Origin of the sequence: Mycoplasmopsis felifaucium ATCC 43428 (genome assembly GCF_000687775.1) — a bacterium.
Lineage (GTDB): Bacteria > Bacillota_I > Bacilli_A > Mycoplasmatales > Metamycoplasmataceae > Mycoplasmopsis > Mycoplasmopsis felifaucium.
Window position 1 is genome coordinate 1 of sequence record NZ_JHXS01000005.1, and the last position, 22,556, is coordinate 22,556.

General features: G+C 26.3%; 10 protein-coding genes. 3 read left to right on the forward strand and 7 right to left on the reverse strand.

The genetic code is table 4. The features are described from left to right. The 5 genes from T390_RS03985 to T390_RS0101175 all read right to left on the reverse strand — a co-directional run. Positions 1 to 1,079: restriction endonuclease subunit S (locus tag T390_RS03985; protein ID WP_156930737.1), on the reverse strand; the 1,079-nt coding region annotated here is incomplete at its 3' end. A gap of 99 nt (positions 1,080 to 1,178) precedes the next feature. Beyond that, entirely contained in the window at positions 1,179 to 1,418 is a 240-nt protein-coding gene (locus T390_RS0101160; RefSeq protein ID WP_027334710.1) for a YneF family protein, read from the reverse strand. 14 nt (positions 1,419 to 1,432) lie between these two features. Beyond that, positions 1,433 to 2,518 (reverse strand): zinc-binding metallopeptidase family protein, encoded by a 1,086-nt coding sequence (locus T390_RS0101165; protein ID WP_027334711.1) that lies wholly within the window; start codon positions 2,516 to 2,518, stop codon positions 1,433 to 1,435. 8 nt (positions 2,519 to 2,526) lie between these two features. Next, complete coding sequence (locus T390_RS0101170) at positions 2,527 to 13,623, reverse strand: SGNH/GDSL hydrolase family protein (RefSeq protein ID WP_027334712.1); 11,097 nt, start codon at positions 13,621 to 13,623, stop codon at positions 2,527 to 2,529. A gap of 212 nt (positions 13,624 to 13,835) precedes the next feature. Continuing rightward, the gene (locus T390_RS0101175) at positions 13,836 to 15,005 is read right to left on the reverse strand and encodes a potassium channel family protein (RefSeq protein ID WP_027334713.1); all 1,170 of its coding nucleotides are present in this window, start codon (positions 15,003 to 15,005) and stop codon (positions 13,836 to 13,838) included. 114 nt (positions 15,006 to 15,119) lie between these two features. Here T390_RS0101175 and T390_RS0101180 point away from each other — a divergent pair, with 114 nt between their 5' ends. After that, positions 15,120 to 15,902 carry a hypothetical protein gene (locus T390_RS0101180; RefSeq protein WP_027334714.1) on the forward strand — a complete coding sequence of 261 codons (783 nt, stop codon included), beginning with the start codon at positions 15,120 to 15,122 and terminating at the stop codon, positions 15,900 to 15,902. 74 nt (positions 15,903 to 15,976) lie between these two features. Here T390_RS0101180 and T390_RS0101185 read toward each other — a convergent pair whose 3' ends face one another. Continuing rightward, on the reverse strand, positions 15,977 to 17,062 hold the full coding sequence (locus T390_RS0101185) for a zinc-binding metallopeptidase family protein (protein ID WP_027334715.1): 1,086 nt from the start codon (positions 17,060 to 17,062) through the stop codon (positions 15,977 to 15,979). A gap of 144 nt (positions 17,063 to 17,206) precedes the next feature. Between T390_RS0101185 and mgtA the strand changes: the two genes are divergently transcribed. Together mgtA and T390_RS0101195 are read left to right on the forward strand one after the other, a co-directional pair. Next, entirely contained in the window at positions 17,207 to 19,939 is a 2,733-nt protein-coding gene (gene mgtA / locus T390_RS0101190) for a magnesium-translocating P-type ATPase (RefSeq protein ID WP_027334716.1), read from the forward strand. A gap of 66 nt (positions 19,940 to 20,005) precedes the next feature. Continuing rightward, positions 20,006 to 20,866, forward strand: a complete 861-nt coding sequence (locus tag T390_RS0101195) for an MAGa3780 family membrane protein (protein WP_027334717.1) — start codon at positions 20,006 to 20,008, stop codon at positions 20,864 to 20,866. A gap of 106 nt (positions 20,867 to 20,972) precedes the next feature. On the opposite strand, the gene T390_RS0101200 is transcribed toward T390_RS0101195, so the two are convergent. After that, on the reverse strand, positions 20,973 to 22,529 hold the full coding sequence (locus tag T390_RS0101200) for a phospho-sugar mutase (RefSeq protein WP_027334718.1): 1,557 nt from the start codon (positions 22,527 to 22,529) through the stop codon (positions 20,973 to 20,975). Between the last annotated feature and the right edge of the window lie 27 nt (positions 22,530 to 22,556).

Below are 22,556 nucleotides of genomic sequence, written 5' to 3' on the forward strand. Positions count from 1 at the left end.
GCAGTCAAAAATTCAGCGATTTTTGACTGTTCAACAAGTTCTGAAATTTTTACTAAATTTTCAGAATAGTCTGACCAATATATATGCGGGATCGCAGTTCCAATAGAAGATATTGAAAAATCAAATTTAGACATAATATGATATAAAAAATTTATATTAACTTCCTGATTATTATGAATCGCACCCATAGTCCCAATAAACATTGTATTTTCCGGTAAGACTCTAACTCTTCCAATGCCTGCACCATCCTTAATGATTGTTATATATGGCTTATTTATAGCCATTTTATCTGTATAACCTATTTTGCAAAGAGCGTCATATAGAGCATATTTACCATTATAATTTGCATCTGAAACATTAAGATTGGAAATAGTATACCTACTAATTTCATTCAATTTAACGACTTTTCATAAATCGTTAAATTGCGAAAACCTAATCTCAGGAACTAATTTCCCTTCGCATGGAAACATCTTATTAAGTAAAGACTTTTTAACATCTTTTAACTTATCTAAGTTAGTAGTAGTTTGAGTAATTAAGTTATCTATATTTTTGAAGAATTCACCTATTTTAGATTGTTCTTGGTAAGCTGGATAATGTAATTCGAAATTTTGAATTTTTTCCGCATTTAAGTTTGGCTGGGTACCTGTTGAAATTAATTCAATTCATTTGTTCTTATAATTTATTAATTCAAAATTTTGAAGCATAAAATAAGGGCTATGATTTTCTTTCAAAATCATATTAAACATAGCTTGAGAAGTTGTCATATCATTCATAAGAATACATACTTTTCCAACAGAAGCATACATTGCGAGTGAGATAGAATTGCTCGGTACAATTCACGTACAAGAGTTCACCGCTTCACGAGTAATATGCTTTTCAGTATCATAAATAATATTTGAATTAGATGTAATATCAGATATATTTAAAAATGGAATATCTCCTTCATAGAAGGTTCTATTTTTAGTGTTAGGTGTATTACCAGAAGCACCTTTTGAAATACAATCTAAAATCTTAGATTTAGCTCAACTGTCATCATACCCCTTAAACCTAACCTCAGGTACCATTCTTTTATTACTCATATTAATAAAATAATAACATAAATTAATTTATGTTAAATTACATAGATTTGTATAAATGTTATAAATAAAAACTTATCCAAATCTGGATAAGTTCAGTAATTATTTTTCGTTATTTTTAGCGTTAGTCATTGAACGCATAACAGCATTAATTTGACTTTCTGAAGCTTTACGGCCCATTTGATTAAACATAGCTTTAATCATATTTCTTGTAATAGGAGGGTTTTCACGTAAGGTTTTTTCAAATTTCTTTTTAGCAATAAAGAAACCAGCAAAACCACCAATAACTATACAAAGTATAGCAACACCTATGATAATTCCTATTCATCCACCTGTTCCCATATTTTCTCCTTTACTTAGTTATATTTAAATATTTTACCATAAACTTCACTATTAATGGCTTTTATGGTTTCTGTTATGAGTTTAGTTGCACTAATTAAATCATCAATAGAACAAACTCCAATTGGTGAGTGTAAATATCTCTGAGGTAGTGATACTGTTAAAGTAATTGCTCCACCTTTAGCATATTGCAGTTCAGCAGCATCTGTTCCTCCACCCATAGCAACAAATTTATAATGATCAATTTTGTTATTTCTGCCTATTTCACACATAAATTCAACTAATTTAGGGTTTGCCATCATACCTCTATCCATAATTCTTAAGGCAGCACCTTTAGTTAATTGAGTTGTTCCTTGAATGCATCCGGGAGTGTCATGACTACTTGTAGTATCTAATGCAATTGCGAAATCAGGATTAATTAAACTTAAGCTGGTTTTAGCTCCTCTAGTTCCAACTTCTTCTTGTGTGGTTCCAACTAGGTATAAATCAACACCTAAATCAATGTTTTCAAGTTCTTTAGCTATATGTTCTAAAACACATACACCGGCACGGTTATCCATAGCTTTACCACCAATTAAATCGTTATTAGCAAATCTAATTGTTTCGCCAGACATTAAAACTAAGTTACCTACTTCCACATTATTATTTAAAGCATCTTCTTTATTTAAGAAACCGAAATCAGCATATAAATCCTTTAACGTTACAGCTTGTTTAACTTTTTCGGCTTCCATAATGTGAATTGATGTATGTCCAAAAACACCTTCATATCTAACGCCTTTAGAATTGATTAAGCTAGCTTTAGTACCAATAACCACGTTAGGTCAAATACCGCCAACAGAATCTAATTTTATATGTCCAGTTGGTTCAATTGATTTAACAATAAAACCAACTTCATCCATATGAGCTGCTACCATAAATTTTGGGGCATTAGTATCTTTTGATTTTTTATATAAGATAGCAGAACCAAAATTGTCATAACTTACTTCATAAATATTAGTATTTACACTATTAACTAAAGCTTTAGCTACAGCTTGTTCATTTCTTGACATACCTTCTAATTCTAAGTATGTAATTAACTTTTCTTTAAATATTTCCTTTGTCATAATTTCTCCTATTTTTTGCCAAGCATAGGCATATAACCTGTATGCATTGCTTCAACTAAAGCTTGTTTCAAGGTTTTACCTTTGTTGTATAAATGATCATCTCAATCTTGATAGTAAATATATGCTAACACGAAATCCGAACCATATCATCTATAACTAATTCTATTAGATGTTGATGTGTATCAATATTCATCCATACCAGCTCAGAATTCTGTATTAGGATTATTTTGGCCACTTAAACCTATTACTTTAAGATTGTTTTTATATTTATCATAAACTGTTGGGTGTTGTTTTAAAGCCTCAATATAAGCATTTCTAAAGCCATTTCTTAATTTAGCTTCCGAGGTTAAATTAGTTGCATTTCAGAATAAACCAGAAGGCGTATTAGTGTATAAAATAGCCGCTAAGAATGAATATACTCTTCAAATAGATTGATATCCTTGAATATTTTGCTTAACTTCCATAACGGTATTATATGTTTGCTTTTCTTCTAATTCTCTCAAGTAATTATTCATTAATGGAGTAATAAAAGCTGAAATTAAATCTTCTAATTTACCTCTAATAATATCTCAAATACCAGAAGCACCTACTTCTACAGGATTATCATTTGATTTAGAATCAAACATCATTTTGTATAAACCTTCTGAAGTAGTTACTGGAGCACTAGAGAATAAAATATTAATAAAGTTAGAATAGTCTTCTGCATTTAAATTATTCATAAGTGTTTTAAATACAGGGATATTATCAAAGATTTTTGATAATGAAACTTTTCCACTACTATTACTAATAAATTTAAGAGCTCCGCGTTTAATTGCTCCTAAAATATTAGTTCCAAAGTTTGAATTATCAGTTCTTGACGACATATTTTTAATTTCTTCAAACACAGCATCAATAATATCATCCAATATTCTTGTATGAGGTATTGCTTTTGCTAAAGAAAGCATAAATTTTTGAATTTGGCCTTCTTCGGCTGTATCAATTGTATAGCCTGATTTTTTAAGTTCTCCAGCAATAATAGTTCCAACCGCATTAAAAATTTCAGGTGCGTTTTCAGTAGCTTGTTTATATCAAGCTTTTAAAGCTTCACGAACTGTAGTAATATTTGAAGATTGGAAAATTTTTGACAATACTTCAGTTCAAGAATTTAATTTTGCATATTCGCTTACATTGTCTAAAACCTCATTTAATAAGGTAGATAAGATTGTTTTAACATTTTCAGATTTAAATAATTGGTTTCAGAAAGTATTAGCTTTTTCTTGGGTTAAACCTAAACCAGTCATAAGTGAAACTAAATCAAAATCGCTTATTAGTTTATTTAATAATTCATCATTTGAAGTTATTCCATTAATAACTTGTAATATATCTTGTTTTAATACTTCATGATGAGTTTGAGCTACTTTAGAATTTAAAATTGTTTTCACAAATGAGTATTCTTTAAGTTCAAGGCTGTTTAATAGTGCTTTTGGTAAAGCTGATAAGAATTCTGAAATATTATTAGTGCTTTCAATACTTTGATTAATTGCTTCTAAAGTTTTAGAAATCAACTTCAAGTTTCTAAATAATTCAGGTAATTCTTGAAGTAAATCATTTACAAAAGCAATGTTTTCAGCAGAATTAACATCCACTCCATAAGGACTTATATTTTTCTTTCATAATTCAGTAAGTAATTTCTTAATAGAATCGTGTTCTAATGATTTAGCAAAAATATTTTCAAGTCTAGTTGATAGTTTTGTTATATTGTCTTTATTTTTAATAAAGATTTTTAGAATATCAATTAACGATGTTGCATTTTCATATTGACTTTGATTAATTTCAATATCTGCAATGAACATATTAATAATTTCTTTTGTATCTTCATTAGCTACAAATAATGAAGTAAATAATTCATTAAAGTCAGCAGGAGTTATAACATTAATTAGAGATTTGATTTTTTCTGGCAATAATGCATATATCTTAAGTCCAATATTTTCACTTCTACTTACATATTCAAAAATATTGGTTAATAACTGATTTAATAATGATTTATTTTGGGATGGGTTAGCAACCTGAACTGATTTTTTGAATAATTCAACAAAAGTATTTTCTCAATTATCTTGATTAAATTTAGCAGAGATTTTCACAAATAAATCATTAGATAATTCTTCTATATTAATATTTGAACCATTTTTAGCTAAATTATCTATAAACAAGCTGAATAATGAATCTTCAAGTCCCAAAATTTGAGTAAAAGTATTAAATGAACCTAACATATTTTTAATTAGTTCAATACCAGCATTCTCATCTATATCTTTAACAAGAATTTCTTCTTTAGCAATTGTTTTATAGATTAATATGGCAATTACGTGTTTTACATTTTCATCATTTAATAAAACTTGTGCAATAGCTTTTAAATCACCAGAAGCATTAGTTTTATTTTCTTCTATTTTAAGTCATTGTAGTAATAAAACATTAATATCTGATAAGTTTTCAAGAGTTATTGAATCATTGAAAATTGCATTAGTTAAGAAGCTTTTAATAATAGATTTTATATTGTCATTATTAGTTAGTAATTCAACAACTCTTTGAACAGTTTCTTTCGAGAAAATAGGAGGATTTGCTTCAAAAGCATAGTTTAAAGCGTTTTGTAACAATGTATGCATATCGTCAAATTCAAATACTTTTTGAATTACTTTATAAACCTTATCAAACGCTCCTTGTTCTACAATTTGTTTAAAGGCAATATCTAACAATTGTTTTGCGTTTGTTGAAGTTTGAAGAACATTGGCATCAATATTTAATAATGACTCAGCTATAGCACTTAATAAATCCGTAAATTCACTTGAAGCAAATGTACTTTGCATTATGTTTTTAATTTGATCTTTAGTTATAAAGATTTTAACTTTTTCATTAGCGTTATAAATTAAATCAGCAAGTGAATCAGAAATTAATCCATTTTCAGCAAGCATTTTAACAATATTTAAAATGAGTTGTTTTATAGTGTCTTTATTATTTGTAATTAAATTATTTTCATTTATTTTTCTAACAAAAACCACAAAGAAATCATTAAAGTTATCTTTGTTGAATTTCACCTTAAATCTATCTAATAAACCATTTAAAATGGCATTAAATGTTGCATTAATTCCATTTATGGCTAATTCATTAATCAATTCATCTAAAATACTGTAATTATTATCAAATAATTCGTATATACCTTTAAAATCAGACAACAGTTGTTTAATTAAGTTTTCAAATTTATCATTTGATATATTTGAACTAATTAGAGGATATTGTTTCAAGTATTCAAGAATTGACTTAGCGACCGTTGATTTAACATTTTCATTTTGGATTAGAGTAAATACAAAATCCTTAACGTGATTTTTAAACTCAGTATTATTTTGGTTTAGAGTAAATCATTTTTTAACCAAGAAATCTGCGTCAGTAATGTTTTCAAAAGTAGTGTTTTCAGCAAATAAAACGTTAATTATGAAATCCTTATATAAGTAAGCAAAATCACTATCATTAATTAATAAATGTGAAACTTGCTTAAGTTCTTCGGCATTAATGCTTACAAATTTAGATAATAATTTAGTTATTAAATCATCAAACTCTTCATCATCAATGACATATTTTAATAATTCTTTTAATGTATTAAAACTATCATTATTAACAAAGTCAATGATTACCTTATTAATAATAGTTTTTAGATTTTTAGCATTTTGTATGAATGAATTTTCCAAACTAAATAATTTTTTTAGTAATTCATTTACAACTGTTTTGAAGTTGTTTTGGTTAAATACTCTATTTAATAGTTCGTTAAATTTGTCTTTTGTAATATAAGTAGTTAACGATGGATATCTTGAATAAACAACCTTTGAAATATTATCTGTAATTAAATTTGAATTAACTAAATAATCAATTAGATTGCTTAATATTATTTTTAATGTTTCTTTATTTGCGTCTGAAATACTGCCATTTAGTTCTTTGAATAATTGCAGTATTGTGTTTTCAATATTTTCATTTGAAAACATATTCGTAAAGTGTTCTCTAACAATATTTTGAATTTGAACTAATTCAATATTGCCATTTGTACTTTTAATATAATCAATAATTTTGATTAATAAATTATTAATATCAAAGATTGATTTTAAAACATCATAATTATTTGCAATTTGGCCAAAAAGACTATTAAATTGGTCTATTGTAATATTTTCAAACAATTTATAACTTGATGGGATATTATCATATATTAATTTACCAATGATTTTTTGTAATGCTGAATTCTGCAACAACTTGGTTATAAGTGAGTTATTTCCGGCAAGCAGAAGATCCTTAAATGAATCACTTTTAGCTAATGAAAGAAGGATTAATTTTCAATTAGCAAACTGACTAATAGAAAACTCATCTTTTGAAGTTATTTCTGTTCAAGTCTGTTTTATAGCTGGTTTAACATTTTCATCATTTATTAATAATTTTATTATTTTAATTAAATCAGTAGAATTTACACCTTTTAAAATATCACTTTCAGATTGTTGAAGCATGCTATTAATAAGTTTTGTAAATATTTCTTTATTGCTTACTTCTTTTAATAATTCAATAACATTATCCGTATTTAGATTTTTAAGAATAGTATTTAATAATAAATCCGTTAAGTCTGCTAGTGAACTAATACTATTAATTTGATTTTTGTCTGTGTTTAATATTGCATTAATTGAATCTGTTAATATAGCTCTTACATTTACAGATTTTGCTATTTCACTGATTAATACGTCAAAATCATCTTTTGAAATATATGATTCCAATTTATTAACTTTTGCATAAATAAAGTTAATTAACTCTGATTTAAGATCAGAATTAGCTAATACATAATCAATTGTATTTGCCAAAACTAAATTAATATCATCAACATATTGAGTTGTTAATCCAGATAATAAAACAGGTTTTAAAATATTCAATAAAATATTGTCAAAATCTGCATTTTTAATTATTTTTTCATTAAATAAATCTTTTAATTTACTTATTAATTGTGATAAATTAATTTGTAAGCCTTCTGTAGATAATTCTTTGAGCACCACTTCAAATATTGAGCTATTAATTTGTAAAATTTTGTCTAATTCAGGAAGTTGAACTAATGTATTTCTAATTAAAGCAATAATATTTTGCTTATTAGCATTATTTAATATTGTTGTATTAGACACAATTAATTGATATATGGCTTCGGATGCGATTTCAACAGTTTTATTATCAGTTGCTTGGGATTTAACAAATTCTGCAAGTTTAGAAGCTATAACTTTATTATTTTCTTCGTTTGAAAGTCATTTTTTAATAATTACAGCAAAGTCAAAATTATTAACATCAATTTCTTGATTTAATAATGCTTTATCAATAAAGTCTTTAAGAACAAACGCAAAGTTTTCATCTGTAATAGCAGAATCAACCAAATGCGATATAGTACTTAAATTAAGAATATTAGAATAGTTAGGAAGATTAACTTCAACCAATTTAGCTATTATTTGTTTAACTTCATTTAAACCTAAAAATCCTGTTAATAAAACATATGCAGAATCATTATGATTTTCAGTATTTAGCTTATTGATTAATAATTTTAGTAATTCATTATATGTTAATGTTTCAGTATGTTCAATAGTTTCTAAACTTATTATTGTGTCAATAGCAACACTAAATAATGAGTTTAATGATTCTAAATTAATAGTTTTTTGAATAATATCTTTTAATAATTCTTTTGAAACATAATCATTAAAGTTTGTGATTGTTTTACTAAATCAACTATTAATAATATCTAAAATTGATTCTTGATTTGTCAACTCTCTAATGATATTTGAAAGCAATGATTTTACTAAATCTTTATTTCTTGTCAAAAATTGATCTTTATTTAATACTTTTATTAATGATTGAATTGCATTTAATGAATCAGCTCCAGAAAACTTGTCTTTAAGACTGATTAATAGCTCGTTTTGGAAATCATTTCAGTCAACATTTAATCCATTTGTGGCTAATTCATTAAATAATTTATCTAAAATATTAAATTCAGAATCAATAACTGAGTAAATATTAACAGCGTTTTTCAATAAGTCATTTAAGAATGAAACAACTTGCTCTTTTGCAATATTTTGGAATACTCGAGGATATTTTGAATTAATAATAGAATAAATAAATTCAGAAAGTTTATTCGTTAATGTTTCATCTTTGATTATTTCAGTAATTAAATTCTTTGCAAGATTTTTAAATTCAGTATCGTTTGCATTTTCTGCAAATCATTTTTTGATTATAAAATCAGCATCCCATAAATTTGATAATTCAACTTCATCGTTAAAAACAACTTTATTTAAAAAGTTTTTAAGAATTGAAATGGTATTTTGATTTGATGCGACAGAATTAACAATAAGACCAATATTTTCAACTTCTATATTTAACATTTTAGAAATTAATTTTGAAATGAAATTATTAAATTCAGCATCTTTTGATGTGTTGAAAAGAGTTTCTATAAATTTATTAAATTCTTCTGTTTCTATAAATTCTTTACCAAGTTTATCCACAACTTTTTTGAGTGTAAGAGGTTGAATATCATTAGTATTTACCGATAATAATGAAGACAATATTTTATCTAAAACAGCTGTAAAACTATCACTTTGGAAAATTTTATTGATAAGATTTATAAAATTATCTTTTGAAATAATTTCTTCAAAATTAGAAGTACTTATATATACTAAATTAACTAACTCAGTTTGTAATACATTATTTTGAATCAAGTATTCAAAAATATTACTAATAAGCTTTTTAAGAACTCCATTAACTTCGGGTTCGTTATTAACTTGGATAATTATTTTCAGTAGTTCGAGAATCTTAGTTTCAATTTTTTCTTCGGTGAATAAGTCGCTAAAGTATTTTTTAGAAATATCAGAAATTACATCAATAGTAGTTTTCTCGCTATTTTTTACAGTTTCTAAAAGAATATGAATAAATGAATAAATATCAAAAATTTCATTTAATTTTTCAATATGATTAGATGTTTTTGAAATTAGTACAGTAAATTCATTTAAGGAAATATTTTTAAATATTTCATTGTTGTAAGGGACACTGTAAAAAATTGATGAAGTTAATAATTTTAAAACGTTAGCGTTAGAACCTAATTCGTTTATAAGTGTAGTGATATTTTCTTTTAATAACTCGTTTACAGTATTATCCTTTAATATCTTAATTAAGAGTGTATTAACATTAAATATATCTGTAAATTTAAACGATTCATCTTTAACTGCAGCTAATATTGCTGAGTTTATTATGTTTAAAATCTTTGAGTTATTTAAAATTGATTTTGCTAAGTCTATTCATTCTTCAGCGGTTAATGAGTTAAAAATTTCATTATTATTTTGAGTTTTTAAATTATTGATTAAAGTAATAATTTCGGGATAATCAAGAACTTCTTTAACGAAATTTATAATTTCTGATGCATCAGCATTTTTAATTAAATCTGTTAAAAGGATACTGAACAATTCGCCAAGTGAATTAGACGTCAATACTTTTAAATTGTTTGCACTTAAAATACTAGTTAATGAGTTTTTTAGAATATTTATGAATGAACTTGAATTTAAAATTTTCTTTAACGAACTGTTTAAATCATTTACACCAATATATGAATTTATATCGTTTAATTGATTTTTAATATAAGTTGAGATTTTGTTTATATAATCATCATTATTAGAAATTAACTTAATTAAATTACTCCCAATGATGCTTATTTGATCGCTGTTTTCATTAATTTCTTGTGTCGTTATAACTAATTTAATTACATTTAATAACTTTGTGTCAAAGGAATCCATATCATTATATAAGTCTGTAAATAAGGCATATACATTTTGTTTAAAGGTTTCAACGCTAAATATAAATCCATTTTGTCCTAGTTCATCCAAAGCAAACTTAATAATAAGTTGTAAAACGTTTAGAATTTCATCAATATTAGAAATTTTTGATAATGAACCACTTAAAACCGCAAGAACTTTATCCTTGTTCGTTCCTTCAAGAACATTTTGATTAATATTTTGAATTAAATCATAAATAATTTTAGCTAATGAATCAGAAACAGCTTCATTCTTAGTGGTTTCCTTTAGAACAAGCGTTATTTTTTCGGCCAAAATATTATTGTTTTCTGCATCAGATAATCATAATTTTAATGAATTTTCAATATTAAAGTTATTTAAACTAAAACTTCCATTAAATAGTCCTTTTTGAAGAAAATCATTTATAACGAACTTAAAGTTATAATTATTGAATAATTGTTTTAAGATTTCTACAATAGAACCTATTGTTAAGCTTTCAGAAAAATTCGGAACATATTTTGAAATCACATTTGAAAATAGTTTTCTTGTTTCTGCAAATGTAGATACTTTTTCAAGCAAAGGTATTAAATTATTAGAAACTTTAGAATTAGTTATATCTTTGAATAATAATGCAATCAATTCGTCTATTGAAGATACATTTAAAATTTCAGTTTTATCTACATTCAATAAATGATTTAATAAATTATTAATTAAGATGTATGTTTCAGGGGTTGAAAACGTTTTATCAATTAATGATTCAAGTTCAGCAATAGAAATAAATTCTAAAATAGAAGGACTTAAAGAAGTTAATTTATTAGCTAAAATATGAGCTAAATCACCATTATTTTTATAATAAACAATAACGTTTGAGAGTATTTTTGCAATTGTTTCAGAATGCTCGATAACACCAGATGAAACTAAAATTTTTACAATATTAAGAATTGATTCAGGCAATTGATCGCCAGAAAACTTACTTTCAAAAATAGCTTCAGAATTTTCAATAATTTTTGCAAAATCAAGCTGGCCGAAAGGTTTTGTCGATAACTCTGATATAAAATCATTTACTAAAGAGTCTATAAATTTGAAATTTTGTTCAATTTGCTCAACGCTATTAAGAATTTTTTCAAATAAAACTTCAACCTCTTCATTTGAAATTTCAGTTAAAAATAATGTTTTAGTTTTTAAAATTTTAGTAATAAATTTAGAAGTAATTTCTTTTAGTCTTGTATCTTCAAATAAATTACCCAAGACATTGTGAACCATATTTTTTATAATTTTTTGGTTTTCAACATCTGTTATAAATGTTGTCCATAAACCATTAAAACTTTGGACTTCAGCACATTTATCGGAATTATCAATAATTTTTAACAATAAACTGCCTAGTGCATTTTTTAATTCTTGATTATTTATAATAGTTCTAATTAAATAAACTAAATCAGATTTAGAAATATAGTTTTCTAAACCTAAACTTGGCAATCAATTAATAATATCCTCAATTGCTTTATCATCTACGGAAACATTTATTACATTTTGAATTATTTCAGAGAAAATTGACTTAATTTCATCTTTTTTATTTTCAAAAAACGGTATTTTAAAGAAGGATGCGATAAATTTAATTAGCATCGTTTCACTAGTAAATTGTTGTTTGAAAGTCTGTAATAAATGATAGTAATTAGGATTAAGTGCACCAGGTAACCCATCATTATCCCAATCAGTTTCAAAATATTCATGCTGTATTTGAAGCAAATTTTTAGGCAAGAATCCAGAATCAATAAATCAGTTTTTAATTTGGTTTAAGTTTTCTGAATTATTATCATATAAGAAGTTCTTCAATCTTTCGTGTTCATCAATTGTTTTATAAATTTCAGAATTGAATAAAGCGGAAAATAGTTTATCTAAAATAACTTTATATAAGGCTTTTCTGTTTAAAACCCTATCATAATAATTTTTGTCAGCATTCTCTCTTGCTTTATCAAATTCATTATAAATTGGATCTTTTTTGAACGTAAATTGATCCATCGATCCATCAAAAATCTTTGTTATCTGTTCAATTGGATTATTAACATCAAATTGTAGTAAAAAACTGTTAAAGTCTGTAGAAAAGTACTTTTGGTCAAAATTAATGCCATTAGCATTCATCACAGATAATTTTCTTGATGGCAAGATCAATTTAACAAATATATCTTGTGCCATTTTTTTATAACCAAGAGATGAAGGGTGAATCTCAAAAAGATTTGGAACAAGTAAATTTAAGTATTTATTTCAGAAAGTTTGATCATATGCATTTATAAAATTAAATTGTTTGTTAATTGCGTTAGATTTAACTTGTTTATTTAATAGATCAAGCAAAATTGAACCAACATTTATCAGTTGTGAACCTGAATTTTCGCCATTAATAGCTGAGTCAATAATTTTGAAAATATGAGGCATTGGCAAAGGATAACCGATGAAATTAATATTAGTAGTTTTGGCATACTTTTTAACTATCATATTTAGCGTGCTTAATCTATTAGATAATTCGTCAAAAATATTTGACATTGAATCACTAATTGAACTAACAAGCTGAGCATAGTTTAAGTTATTATTTCTAGCTTGATTAATTAAGTCAAAAATTGGAATGTTATTTATGTTTTCAAGTAATAAATCAAATAAATCGTTCGCACCTAAATTAATAGTAATTAAGTTGGCATTTGATAATTCTTGAATTGTTTTTTGACTAAATTCTTCCAAGTTATCACCAAACAAATTATGTAATCTGTTTAGCTCAGCTTCTGTTAAATTATCTTTAATATCATTGTAAGTTAATAATTGTATTCACTCTTTAGTTGTAGAACTAGTTTTTGCAAAATTATGAAAAGATTCAAGCTTATTTTCGCCTAACTTGCTTATAAAATCAGCTAAATAAACCGGGTAAGAAATACCAGAAATAACTTTAGTATTTGGATCATATGAACCTGGATAATCTTTATCAAGCGATGAATCAAAACCAGCAGCAATTGAATCCCCGAAAGCAAAATATCTAACTGATTGGTTGGCTAAAATTATGTCAGAGCTTTTGCTTCTATCATCTAATTCAATGGTTTCTTCTTTAGTTTTTTCATTAATGTTATTTGATCCAGGAAGTGATGGAATTCCTGAATCGTTTGAGCTAGCGGAATCATCGTTTTTAGTATTTGATGAATGTTCTATTTTTTTATCACCTACAGGAATAAATGTAAGACCAACAGATAATGAAACGGTCGCAACAAGTAATATTCCACCCGTTATAAGTAATGGTTTAAGTTTGATTTTCATAATTCTCCATTAAAGTTATATATATTAATTTAAATATTATTTAAATTATAACAATATAAAACTGTTTAAAGTGTTTTATAAAATACCCTAGCAATTTACCAATAATGGTATAAAATAGAATTAAAAATTTAAAATAATTTTGTGAATACACTATACACAATCAAACAAATAAAAAAATTGGCCATTGGCCAACTCAGTAATTAATCTTAATCCTAATTATTATTTTCTCTGTTTTCAATAATTTTTGTTGCAATTTTTTCTATTTCTTTATCTAACATTGCTAAAATTTCTTTTTTCTCTTTGAGAATTAATTTAGCACGTTCAGTATCTGCTTCTTCTTGAACTTTTTCATCATTTTTAGACTGCTCATTTTCAACTTTCTTAGTTGGTTTCGTTTCTTTTAACGAAGTGATTAAAGTAGCCGAAATAACACCACCAGGAATTGCAATTATGGCAATTCCAACAATTGAAATAACAGGTACTATCATTCTTGAAAATGGACTCTTTGGAGTAAAATCTCCATAACCAATTGTTGTTAAAGTTATAGCACTAAAGTATAATGCTTCGCTAAAACTTCTTATTGTAGAAGAACCAGCGGGATTTGTTGAATATCACTTATCTATTCAATATGAACTTCTTTTTGCGAAGTCTGCAAAATCTACTTCTTTGCCGGGATTTAATTCTTTATATTCTTTAATATATAAATCCTTAGCTTGTTGTATTACTCATTGACTTTCTGTATATCAAACTGTTAAACTAAATAAGAATAATAATAAAACGACGAATAAAATTATGTTAAATAAGATTGCTCTGTCGTTTTTGAATGCTTTTGACATGCTTGCAAATGCAGGAAACATATTTAAAAGCATAATTAATCTTAAAATTCTTAAGAATTTGAAAGCTTTGAAAGCTTCTAAAATTTTATAATCCGTTCCAAAAAATAAATTAATTACATATAATGATGGCAAAATTGTAATTACAGATATTCAAAATCCACCTGTCAAAAAATACGAAAATATAGATCTTGATATTTTATCGTGTCCAGTATCTCTGGCTGGATAAGTCGCGATATGAATAATCATGTCAAAAATTAAGAAAATAAATGTAAATAATTCAAATGTTTTAACAGCTTTACTATTTATCTCACTAAAATTGCGTTGTAGGTAAAAATTTATAAAGCTAAAAAGTATAATAAATGCTACTAAAATAGCATAAAAATCCCTGAAAATTCTAGTTAAATAATATTTATATTTATGTTCAGGATCGTAAGGAATTTCACTTTCTGGGTTAAAAATAATACTTAAATATTTAATTGGTCTATTAGCAAATCTCTCTGCTAATGAGTTTTCAATTTCTTTTTTTCTATCTTTTAATAAAAACATAATTAAATTATATACTTATGTATTAAATGCATTATAAGTTAGTGCAATCTTACATTATTTTTAATAAAATATAGTTAATACATTAAATTAAATTTTCCTTAAGGGAGTATAAAAATGAGTTTTACATCGTTTTCTTGAAATTATTCTTGAATTTTTACAGCTTTAGTTTTGCCAGCTGTTTTAATTGGGTTCCTAATTTGAATGTTTATATCTTCCATCAATAAGCTTATATTTCACGAAGCAAATTTGACTAGAAAATATTATATTGATCAGGATATAAAAATTAATGATGCGTATTTTGAATGTTTAGATAAGAAAAATAAAATACTTTCAGCTCTTTGATTGGGTTCTTTAATATCTTCAATTGTATGAATTATAATTAGTTTATTTTTTACCATAACAAACATAATTTTATTAACAACTACAAATGAAATTAAAACGTTTATGGCGGCATCAAAAAGTATTTTTGATAATACTTATGTTATTAAAACCTTCGCTGAGTTTTTAATTTTATTAATTTCAATTATTGCTTTAATTATTATTTCCTTCAGCTTTTCTAAATATGTTTTATTAAATAAATTCATAAAAAAATGAAAAGAAGAAAATTCAAATAAATCTTTTTTAAAGGAAAATAAGGAGAATCCAAATTTAAATCAAAATATTTTAGAAAACGCATCAAAAGTAGTTTTCAAAATTAATAAATCAGATTTATCTATTTCATTAAATCCATTTAAAAAAGATATTAAAACAACAAATAATCCAATAGGTTTAATAAGTTTTTATTCACTAATTTCGTATTGCGATGAAGTGTATATAAATGGAGAAACATATAACTTTGAAACTTATGTAACAAATTTATGAGATTACGCCTATAAACACAATAAAAATCTTAATTAATGCACACCTGTACATTTTTTTATTTAAAAAAACAGACATTTTACTAAAACGCCTGTTTAATAGATAAAATAGTATTATTGTCTTTTTAATTTTGCAAGCATATTGCTATCAAAAGCTTTAACAAATTCAAAAATTAAATCTAAAGCAGCTTGTAAGTCTACTAATGAACAAACCCCAATAGGTGAATGTAAATATCTTTGTGGTAAGCTTAATGTTATAGTTGGAACACCTCCAAGACCATATTGCAATTCTGCACCATCTGTCCCACCGCCTTCAGCAATATATTTATATGCCGGAATATTGTGTTTTGTAGCTATATCAGTCAAAATTTCAACTAATTTTGGATCCGTTATAACAGCTCTATCTTGAATTAATAAAGCTACACCTTTGCCTAAAACTGGTGTACCTTTAATACATCCGGTTGTATCGTGCGATGCTCCTGTATCAATTGCAAAAGCAACATCAGGATTAATTAATCCAACACTAGTTTTAGCACCCCTAGTTCCAACTTCTTCTTGCACTGTTCCAACTATAAATGTTTCGTTTGGAAGTTGTAAGTCTTTAATTTTATTTGCAAGCATATCAATAATTGTTACACCAGCACGGTTATCCATAGCTTTACCAGCTATTAAATTATTTGGCATTTCAAGATATTCGCCTGACATATAAATTCTGTCACCTACTTCAATTCCAAATTCTTCAGCTTCTTTTTTAGACATAAAACCACAGTCTACAAATAATTCTTTTTCTGTAGGTGCTTTTGTTCTTTTATCAGCTTCTAAAATATGAATTGATGTGTGTCCAAAAATACCATAAATTACCTTGTTTAGTCTATTCATAACAACTTTTGCTTTTGTTCCAATAACTGCAACTGGTCAAACGCCACCAACAGTTGAAACTAATAAATTACCGTTTTCTTCTATACTTCTAACTAGGTACCCAACTTCATCCATATGAGCAGCTATCATAATTTTTGGTGCATTAGCTAAAGCAGGTTTATTTTTAATAATCAATGAACCAAATCCATCTCTTAAAAATTCTAAATTATCAGATTTAGTATTCTTTTTTAATTCTTCTACGACAGGTTCTTCATATCTAGACATAGCTTCAATTGACATATATTTTTTTAGTTTAGTTTTTAATTCTTCAAAATTTGACATCTTATCTCCTTTAATTTATTAGTTAAATTATCGCAAAATCCTATATATTTTTAAATAATCTGTCTAAGGAATATATAAGCTATGTAAATTATTTTATATTTATAAATGTAATTTATAATATAAATATTAATAATGGGAGGTCTTATGATAAGTAAACAAAAGTCAAAGAAATTCATAAATGAGCAAAATGAAAATGCTAAATTTAACTTAGTTTCAGCTTCCCAAATAAACAATGAAGACTTATTTCAAAGATATTCAACTTCTGCTCAAGGTATTTTAGATGAAGAACAAATTGAAAAAAATAGAGTTGAGCACGGTAAAAATGTTTTAAGTAAAAAAAGTAAAAACAGTATTTGAAAAAGAATCGTAGAAGCCTTTTTTAATCCATTTTCAATTATTTTGCTTGTTCTATCTTTAATTTCAATGGTAACTGACATAATTTTGCCCCTTAAAGAAGGTTCAAAAGCACAACCAGCAACAATGATAATTATCTTATTAATGGTACTTATAAGTGGTGTTCTAAATATTGTAGAAAATACCCGAAGTAGCTCATCTGCAGCTAAATTAGTAAATATGATCCAGACAACTACGAAGGTAGAAAGAAACGGGATTCACTACGAAATTCCGCTTGATCAAGTAGTTGTTGGGGATATTATCATTTTAGCAGCCGGCGATATTATTCCGGCTGATGTAAAAATTTTAAGTGCAAAAGACTTATTCGTTTCGCAATCATCTTTAACAGGTGAAAGTGAGTCAATTGAAAAATTTCCTGATTTAATTGAAGGTCATGATTATCAAAATATTACCGATAGACATAATTTAGCCTTTATGGGTTCAAATATTATTTCAGGAAGTGCCAGAGCATTAGTAATTGTCACTGGTGATAGAACATATTTAGGCCAAGTAGCACAAAAAATTAATGAAAAACCGGTAAAAACTAATTTTGAAAAAGGTATTCGTTCAATTTCAACCTTATTACTGAAAATAATGGTTACGGTTGTGCCTATTGTTTTTTTAATATTAGGTATCAAAATCTGAATAAATAAACCTGATAATCAAGGTGCTCAATGATTAGAGGCTTTAATGTTTGCAATTTCTATCGCAATAGGTTTAACACCTGAAATGTTGCCGATGATTGTAACAAGTACTTTAGCCAAAGGTGCTGTTTCAATGTCAAAAAAGAAAACTATTGTTAAAAGCTTAAACTCAATTCAAAACTTTGGAGCTATGGATGTTTTCTGTACAGACAAAACAGGGACATTAACGTTAGATCAAGTAGTTTTAGAAAAGCACCTTGATGTTTTAGGACACGAAAATACTAGAGTATTGAGATATGGTTTTCTAAACAGTTATTACCAAACTGGACTTAAAAATCTTTTAGATTTATCTATCATTGAAAAAACTGAAGAACTTAGCGACATTCACGACGAATTACGCAGTTTAGAAGTCATTTACGAAAAAGTAGATGAAATTCCATTTGACTTCAACAGAAAGAGAATGAGCGTTTTAGTAAAAGATAAGTCTAAGGGTAACAAGTTAGAAATGATTACAAAAGGTGCAGTTGAAGAAATGCTCTCTGTATGTAATCAAATTGAATTAAATAATGAAGTTGTGCCTCTTGATGAATATTTAGTGAAAAAAGTTCTTAAACAAGTTGATGAATTAAATGACCAGGGTATGCGTGTAATTGGTGTAGCTCGTAAAAGTAATCCAAGTTCAGTTGGAAAATTTGGTGTAGCTGATGAAAACGAAATGACATTAATCGGGTATCTAGCCTTCCTAGATCCGCCAAAAGAATCTACCAAGAGTGCAATCAAAAACCTCTATGATCATGGTGTTGATGTCAAAATTTTAACCGGAGATAACGCAAGAGTTACTAAAGCTATCTGCCAAAAAGTTGGTATACCTGCTGAAAAAATTATTATTGGCAAAGAACTGCTTGAAGTTTCAGATGACGAATTAGGCAAAATTGTTGAAGAATATAATATTTTTGCAAAATTAAGCCCTGACCAAAAAGCCAGAATTATAACTGCTTTAAGAAAAAACAAACATGTAGTTGGCTATATGGGCGATGGTATTAATGATGCTCCAGCTATGAAGGCTGCAGATGTATCTATTTCAGTTGACACCGCAGTTGATATTGCAAAAGAAAGTGCAAATATAATTCTTTTAGAAAAAGATCTTAATGTTTTAGCAACCGGAATTATTGAAGGCCGAAAAACATATGCAAATATGAATAAATACATTAAGATGACTGTAAGTAGTAACTTCGGTAATATCTTAAGTATGATTTTAGCTGCTTCATTGCTTCCATTCGTGCCACTCGCAGCTGCCCAAGTTCTTTTCTTAAATCTTATTTATGATATAGCCTGTGGAGCTATCCCTTGAGATAGTGTTGATAAGAAATTCTTATTGAAACCAAGACAATGAAACACTAAAAGTATATTAAAATTTATGCTTTGGTTTGGTCCTACAAGCTCAATTGTTGATATTATTTCGTTTATTATTTTAAGATTTTTATTCATTCCAAAACTTTATCCAAGCCTTAATCCAAGTGATCCTGAGTTTATTGCTTTATTCCAAACAGGCTGGTTCATAATATCAATGTGAACTCAAAGTTTAGTAATTCACTTTATAAGAACAGAAAAAATTCCATTCATTCAATCAAGACCAACATGGCCTCTGTTCACATTCTCATTATTAGGAATAGCATTAGTAACAGCTAGCCCTTATATTCCTGGCCTTAATACAGCATTGAAAATTAAAGCCTTAAATCCATATTTCTTTATCTTATTAATTTCACTTGTAACTTTATATATAACTTTAGTTATGATTGCAAGAGTTATTTATAAAAAGTTATATAAAGGATTATTGTAACCGACTTAGTCGGTTTTTTTAATGTTTAATGCTCGTTAAAATACAACTTTTTAGTATTATTATGATATGAATTCAGAAGTTAAAAAATCAAATTTTAAACAGACATTTTTAAATTGAAAATTAGGATATAAATTATCATTTATATTTGGCCTTGCCTTAATCTTAATTGATATTTGTATTCTAATTAACTATTTTAATTATGCCTTGGCGGATTTCATTGATAAATCAAATGATAGCATGTATGCAAGTCAAATAAATTATGAAATTTCAAAAGGAGAGTGAGTATATCCTAGTGCATTAGGCTTGATGTGGCGTAAAACACTCACATTTACAGAAATCAGTAATTTCATACTTGCTATAACTTTAATAGTTTTTCCATTTAAGAAAGATAATCAAAAACAACAAGCTTGATTCTTTTCTACAATTGTTTTTATTACAATTACATTCTTGGTTTACTGAACATTAGTATTACCAAGTTCTATTAAAAAAGGTGTTTGAAACCGTTTAGATTTAGCAATTCCAAGTTTCTTTATGCACGCAATTAATCCAATATTAGGTTTTATAGTTTTAATCTTTTTGAGAAAAAATATTACATTAAAACACTCGCAAATTTTAATGTCAAGCTTAATGATTTTAGGATACTTTACATTTGGCTTAATTACCTTTTTTATAGGTGAAAAAATCCTTGTAACAATTAATGGAAGAGACATAAATTATGATGATTACGTTAAGTATGACATCGTAATTTATCCATTCTTAAACTTTAGATTTCCAATGTTTTACAAAGGGGATAATCTTGCAATAAAAATAATTCTTAATATTGTTATTTTTATACTAGCTCCAGGATTACCAATTGGATTAGCTTATGCTTGAAAAACTTCTTTAAGAATTGGAACATTTAAAACATCTGTAAAACAGTTCAATTAGTTATAACGCACATCATTGATGTGCTTTTATTTATCTTATATTTCTACATAAATATAAATCAGAGTTGGATTAAAATAAAAGCAGGACTATGCCTGCTTAATGTTAATTATTTTTGTAAGATTGACCAAATTATTTCTTTAAATTTTAAAAGTTTTTTATTAGCTAACTCTTGATTTTTATCAAAAGCAAAAACATAAAACTTAATTTTTGGTTCAGTCCCTGAAGGCCTTAAAGCTAATCAAGAATGATCGTCAGAAAATTCCATTTTAATCATATTTGCTTTCATGTAGCCAGTTTTTTCATTGTAATTTGTTATAACTTTATTATTTAAAGGTAAATCCATAAATTTTTCTTGTAGCTCTTTTAAATTAGTGTTTTCGTCAACTGTAATTTCAACATTTTCACTCGCAACGTACCCAACTTCATCATAAATATCATTTAAAACATCAATCAAAGTTTTGCCGTGCTTTTTGTAAAATGACGACATTTTGGCAAGAATAACAACAGACTGCAAAGCATCTTTATCTCTAGCTAAATCTTGGTTAATTAATGAGCCATAACTTTCTTCAAACGCTAAAAAGCATCTTTGATTTTCTGCTTCAAATTTATTTATCAGCATTCCTATTCATTTAAATCCAGTTGGAACTATATGAGTATTAATTTTATTTTTTTCAGCAAGAATAGCGGGAATATTAGATGAAACAAATGAATAAATTAAATATTGGTTTGAGAAATCATTACTTTTATTTTGCTCTAATAAATAGTTAAAAATTATTGTAGCAGTTTCATTCCCGTTCAACAATTTATATGTGTTATTATACTTAACAGCTAAACCAACTCTATCACTATCTGGGTCAGTCATCAATAAAATATCAGAATCAGTTTTTTTACCTAATTTTATCAATAAGTCAAAAGCATCCTTCTTTTCAGGATTAGGATAATTAACATTTGTAAAATGTGGTGTTTGAATCATTTGCTCTTTTACAAAAAAGGCTGTTTGGTTGATATTTTCGTTAATATTGAAACCAATTTTTTCTAATAATTCTGGAACAAATTTATTGCCAGTTCCGTGTAAAGGTGAATATGACAATTTAACATTTTTAATGTCAACGATACCACCAACTTTAGCTACTTCATCTAAATATTTATTCTTGACTTCTTTAGAAATATAGGTTAAATTTTCACAATTAGATTTACTTAATTTCATTGAATAATTGTATTTTTCTAAGCTAGAATCATATTCATTGAAATATGATGAAATTTCTTTAATTTCTTCCGGTAAGCATTGACTAGCCATATTGTTGTAAAGTTTAATACCATTGTATTCTTTAGGATTATGGCTTGCAGTTATATTGATCCCTCCGTGTGCTTTATATTCAAGAATACAAAAACTAACAAAAGGAGTCGGACTAATATCCTTAGAATAAATAACTTCAATTCCGTATGAATTTAAAATTCTTGCACAGCATACTGAAAAACCAAAAGATTTAATTCTATTGTCTCTTCCTATTACTACTCTAATATTTTCATCAGGGAACTTATTTATAAGATATTTAGCAAAACCATGAACAATTCTTTGCACATGGGCATAATTCAATTTATCTTCGCCGAAACCAACTTTTCCTCTAATTCCGGCTGTACCAAATTCTAATTTATTCTTCATATAATAATATTATTACAATATATTAAA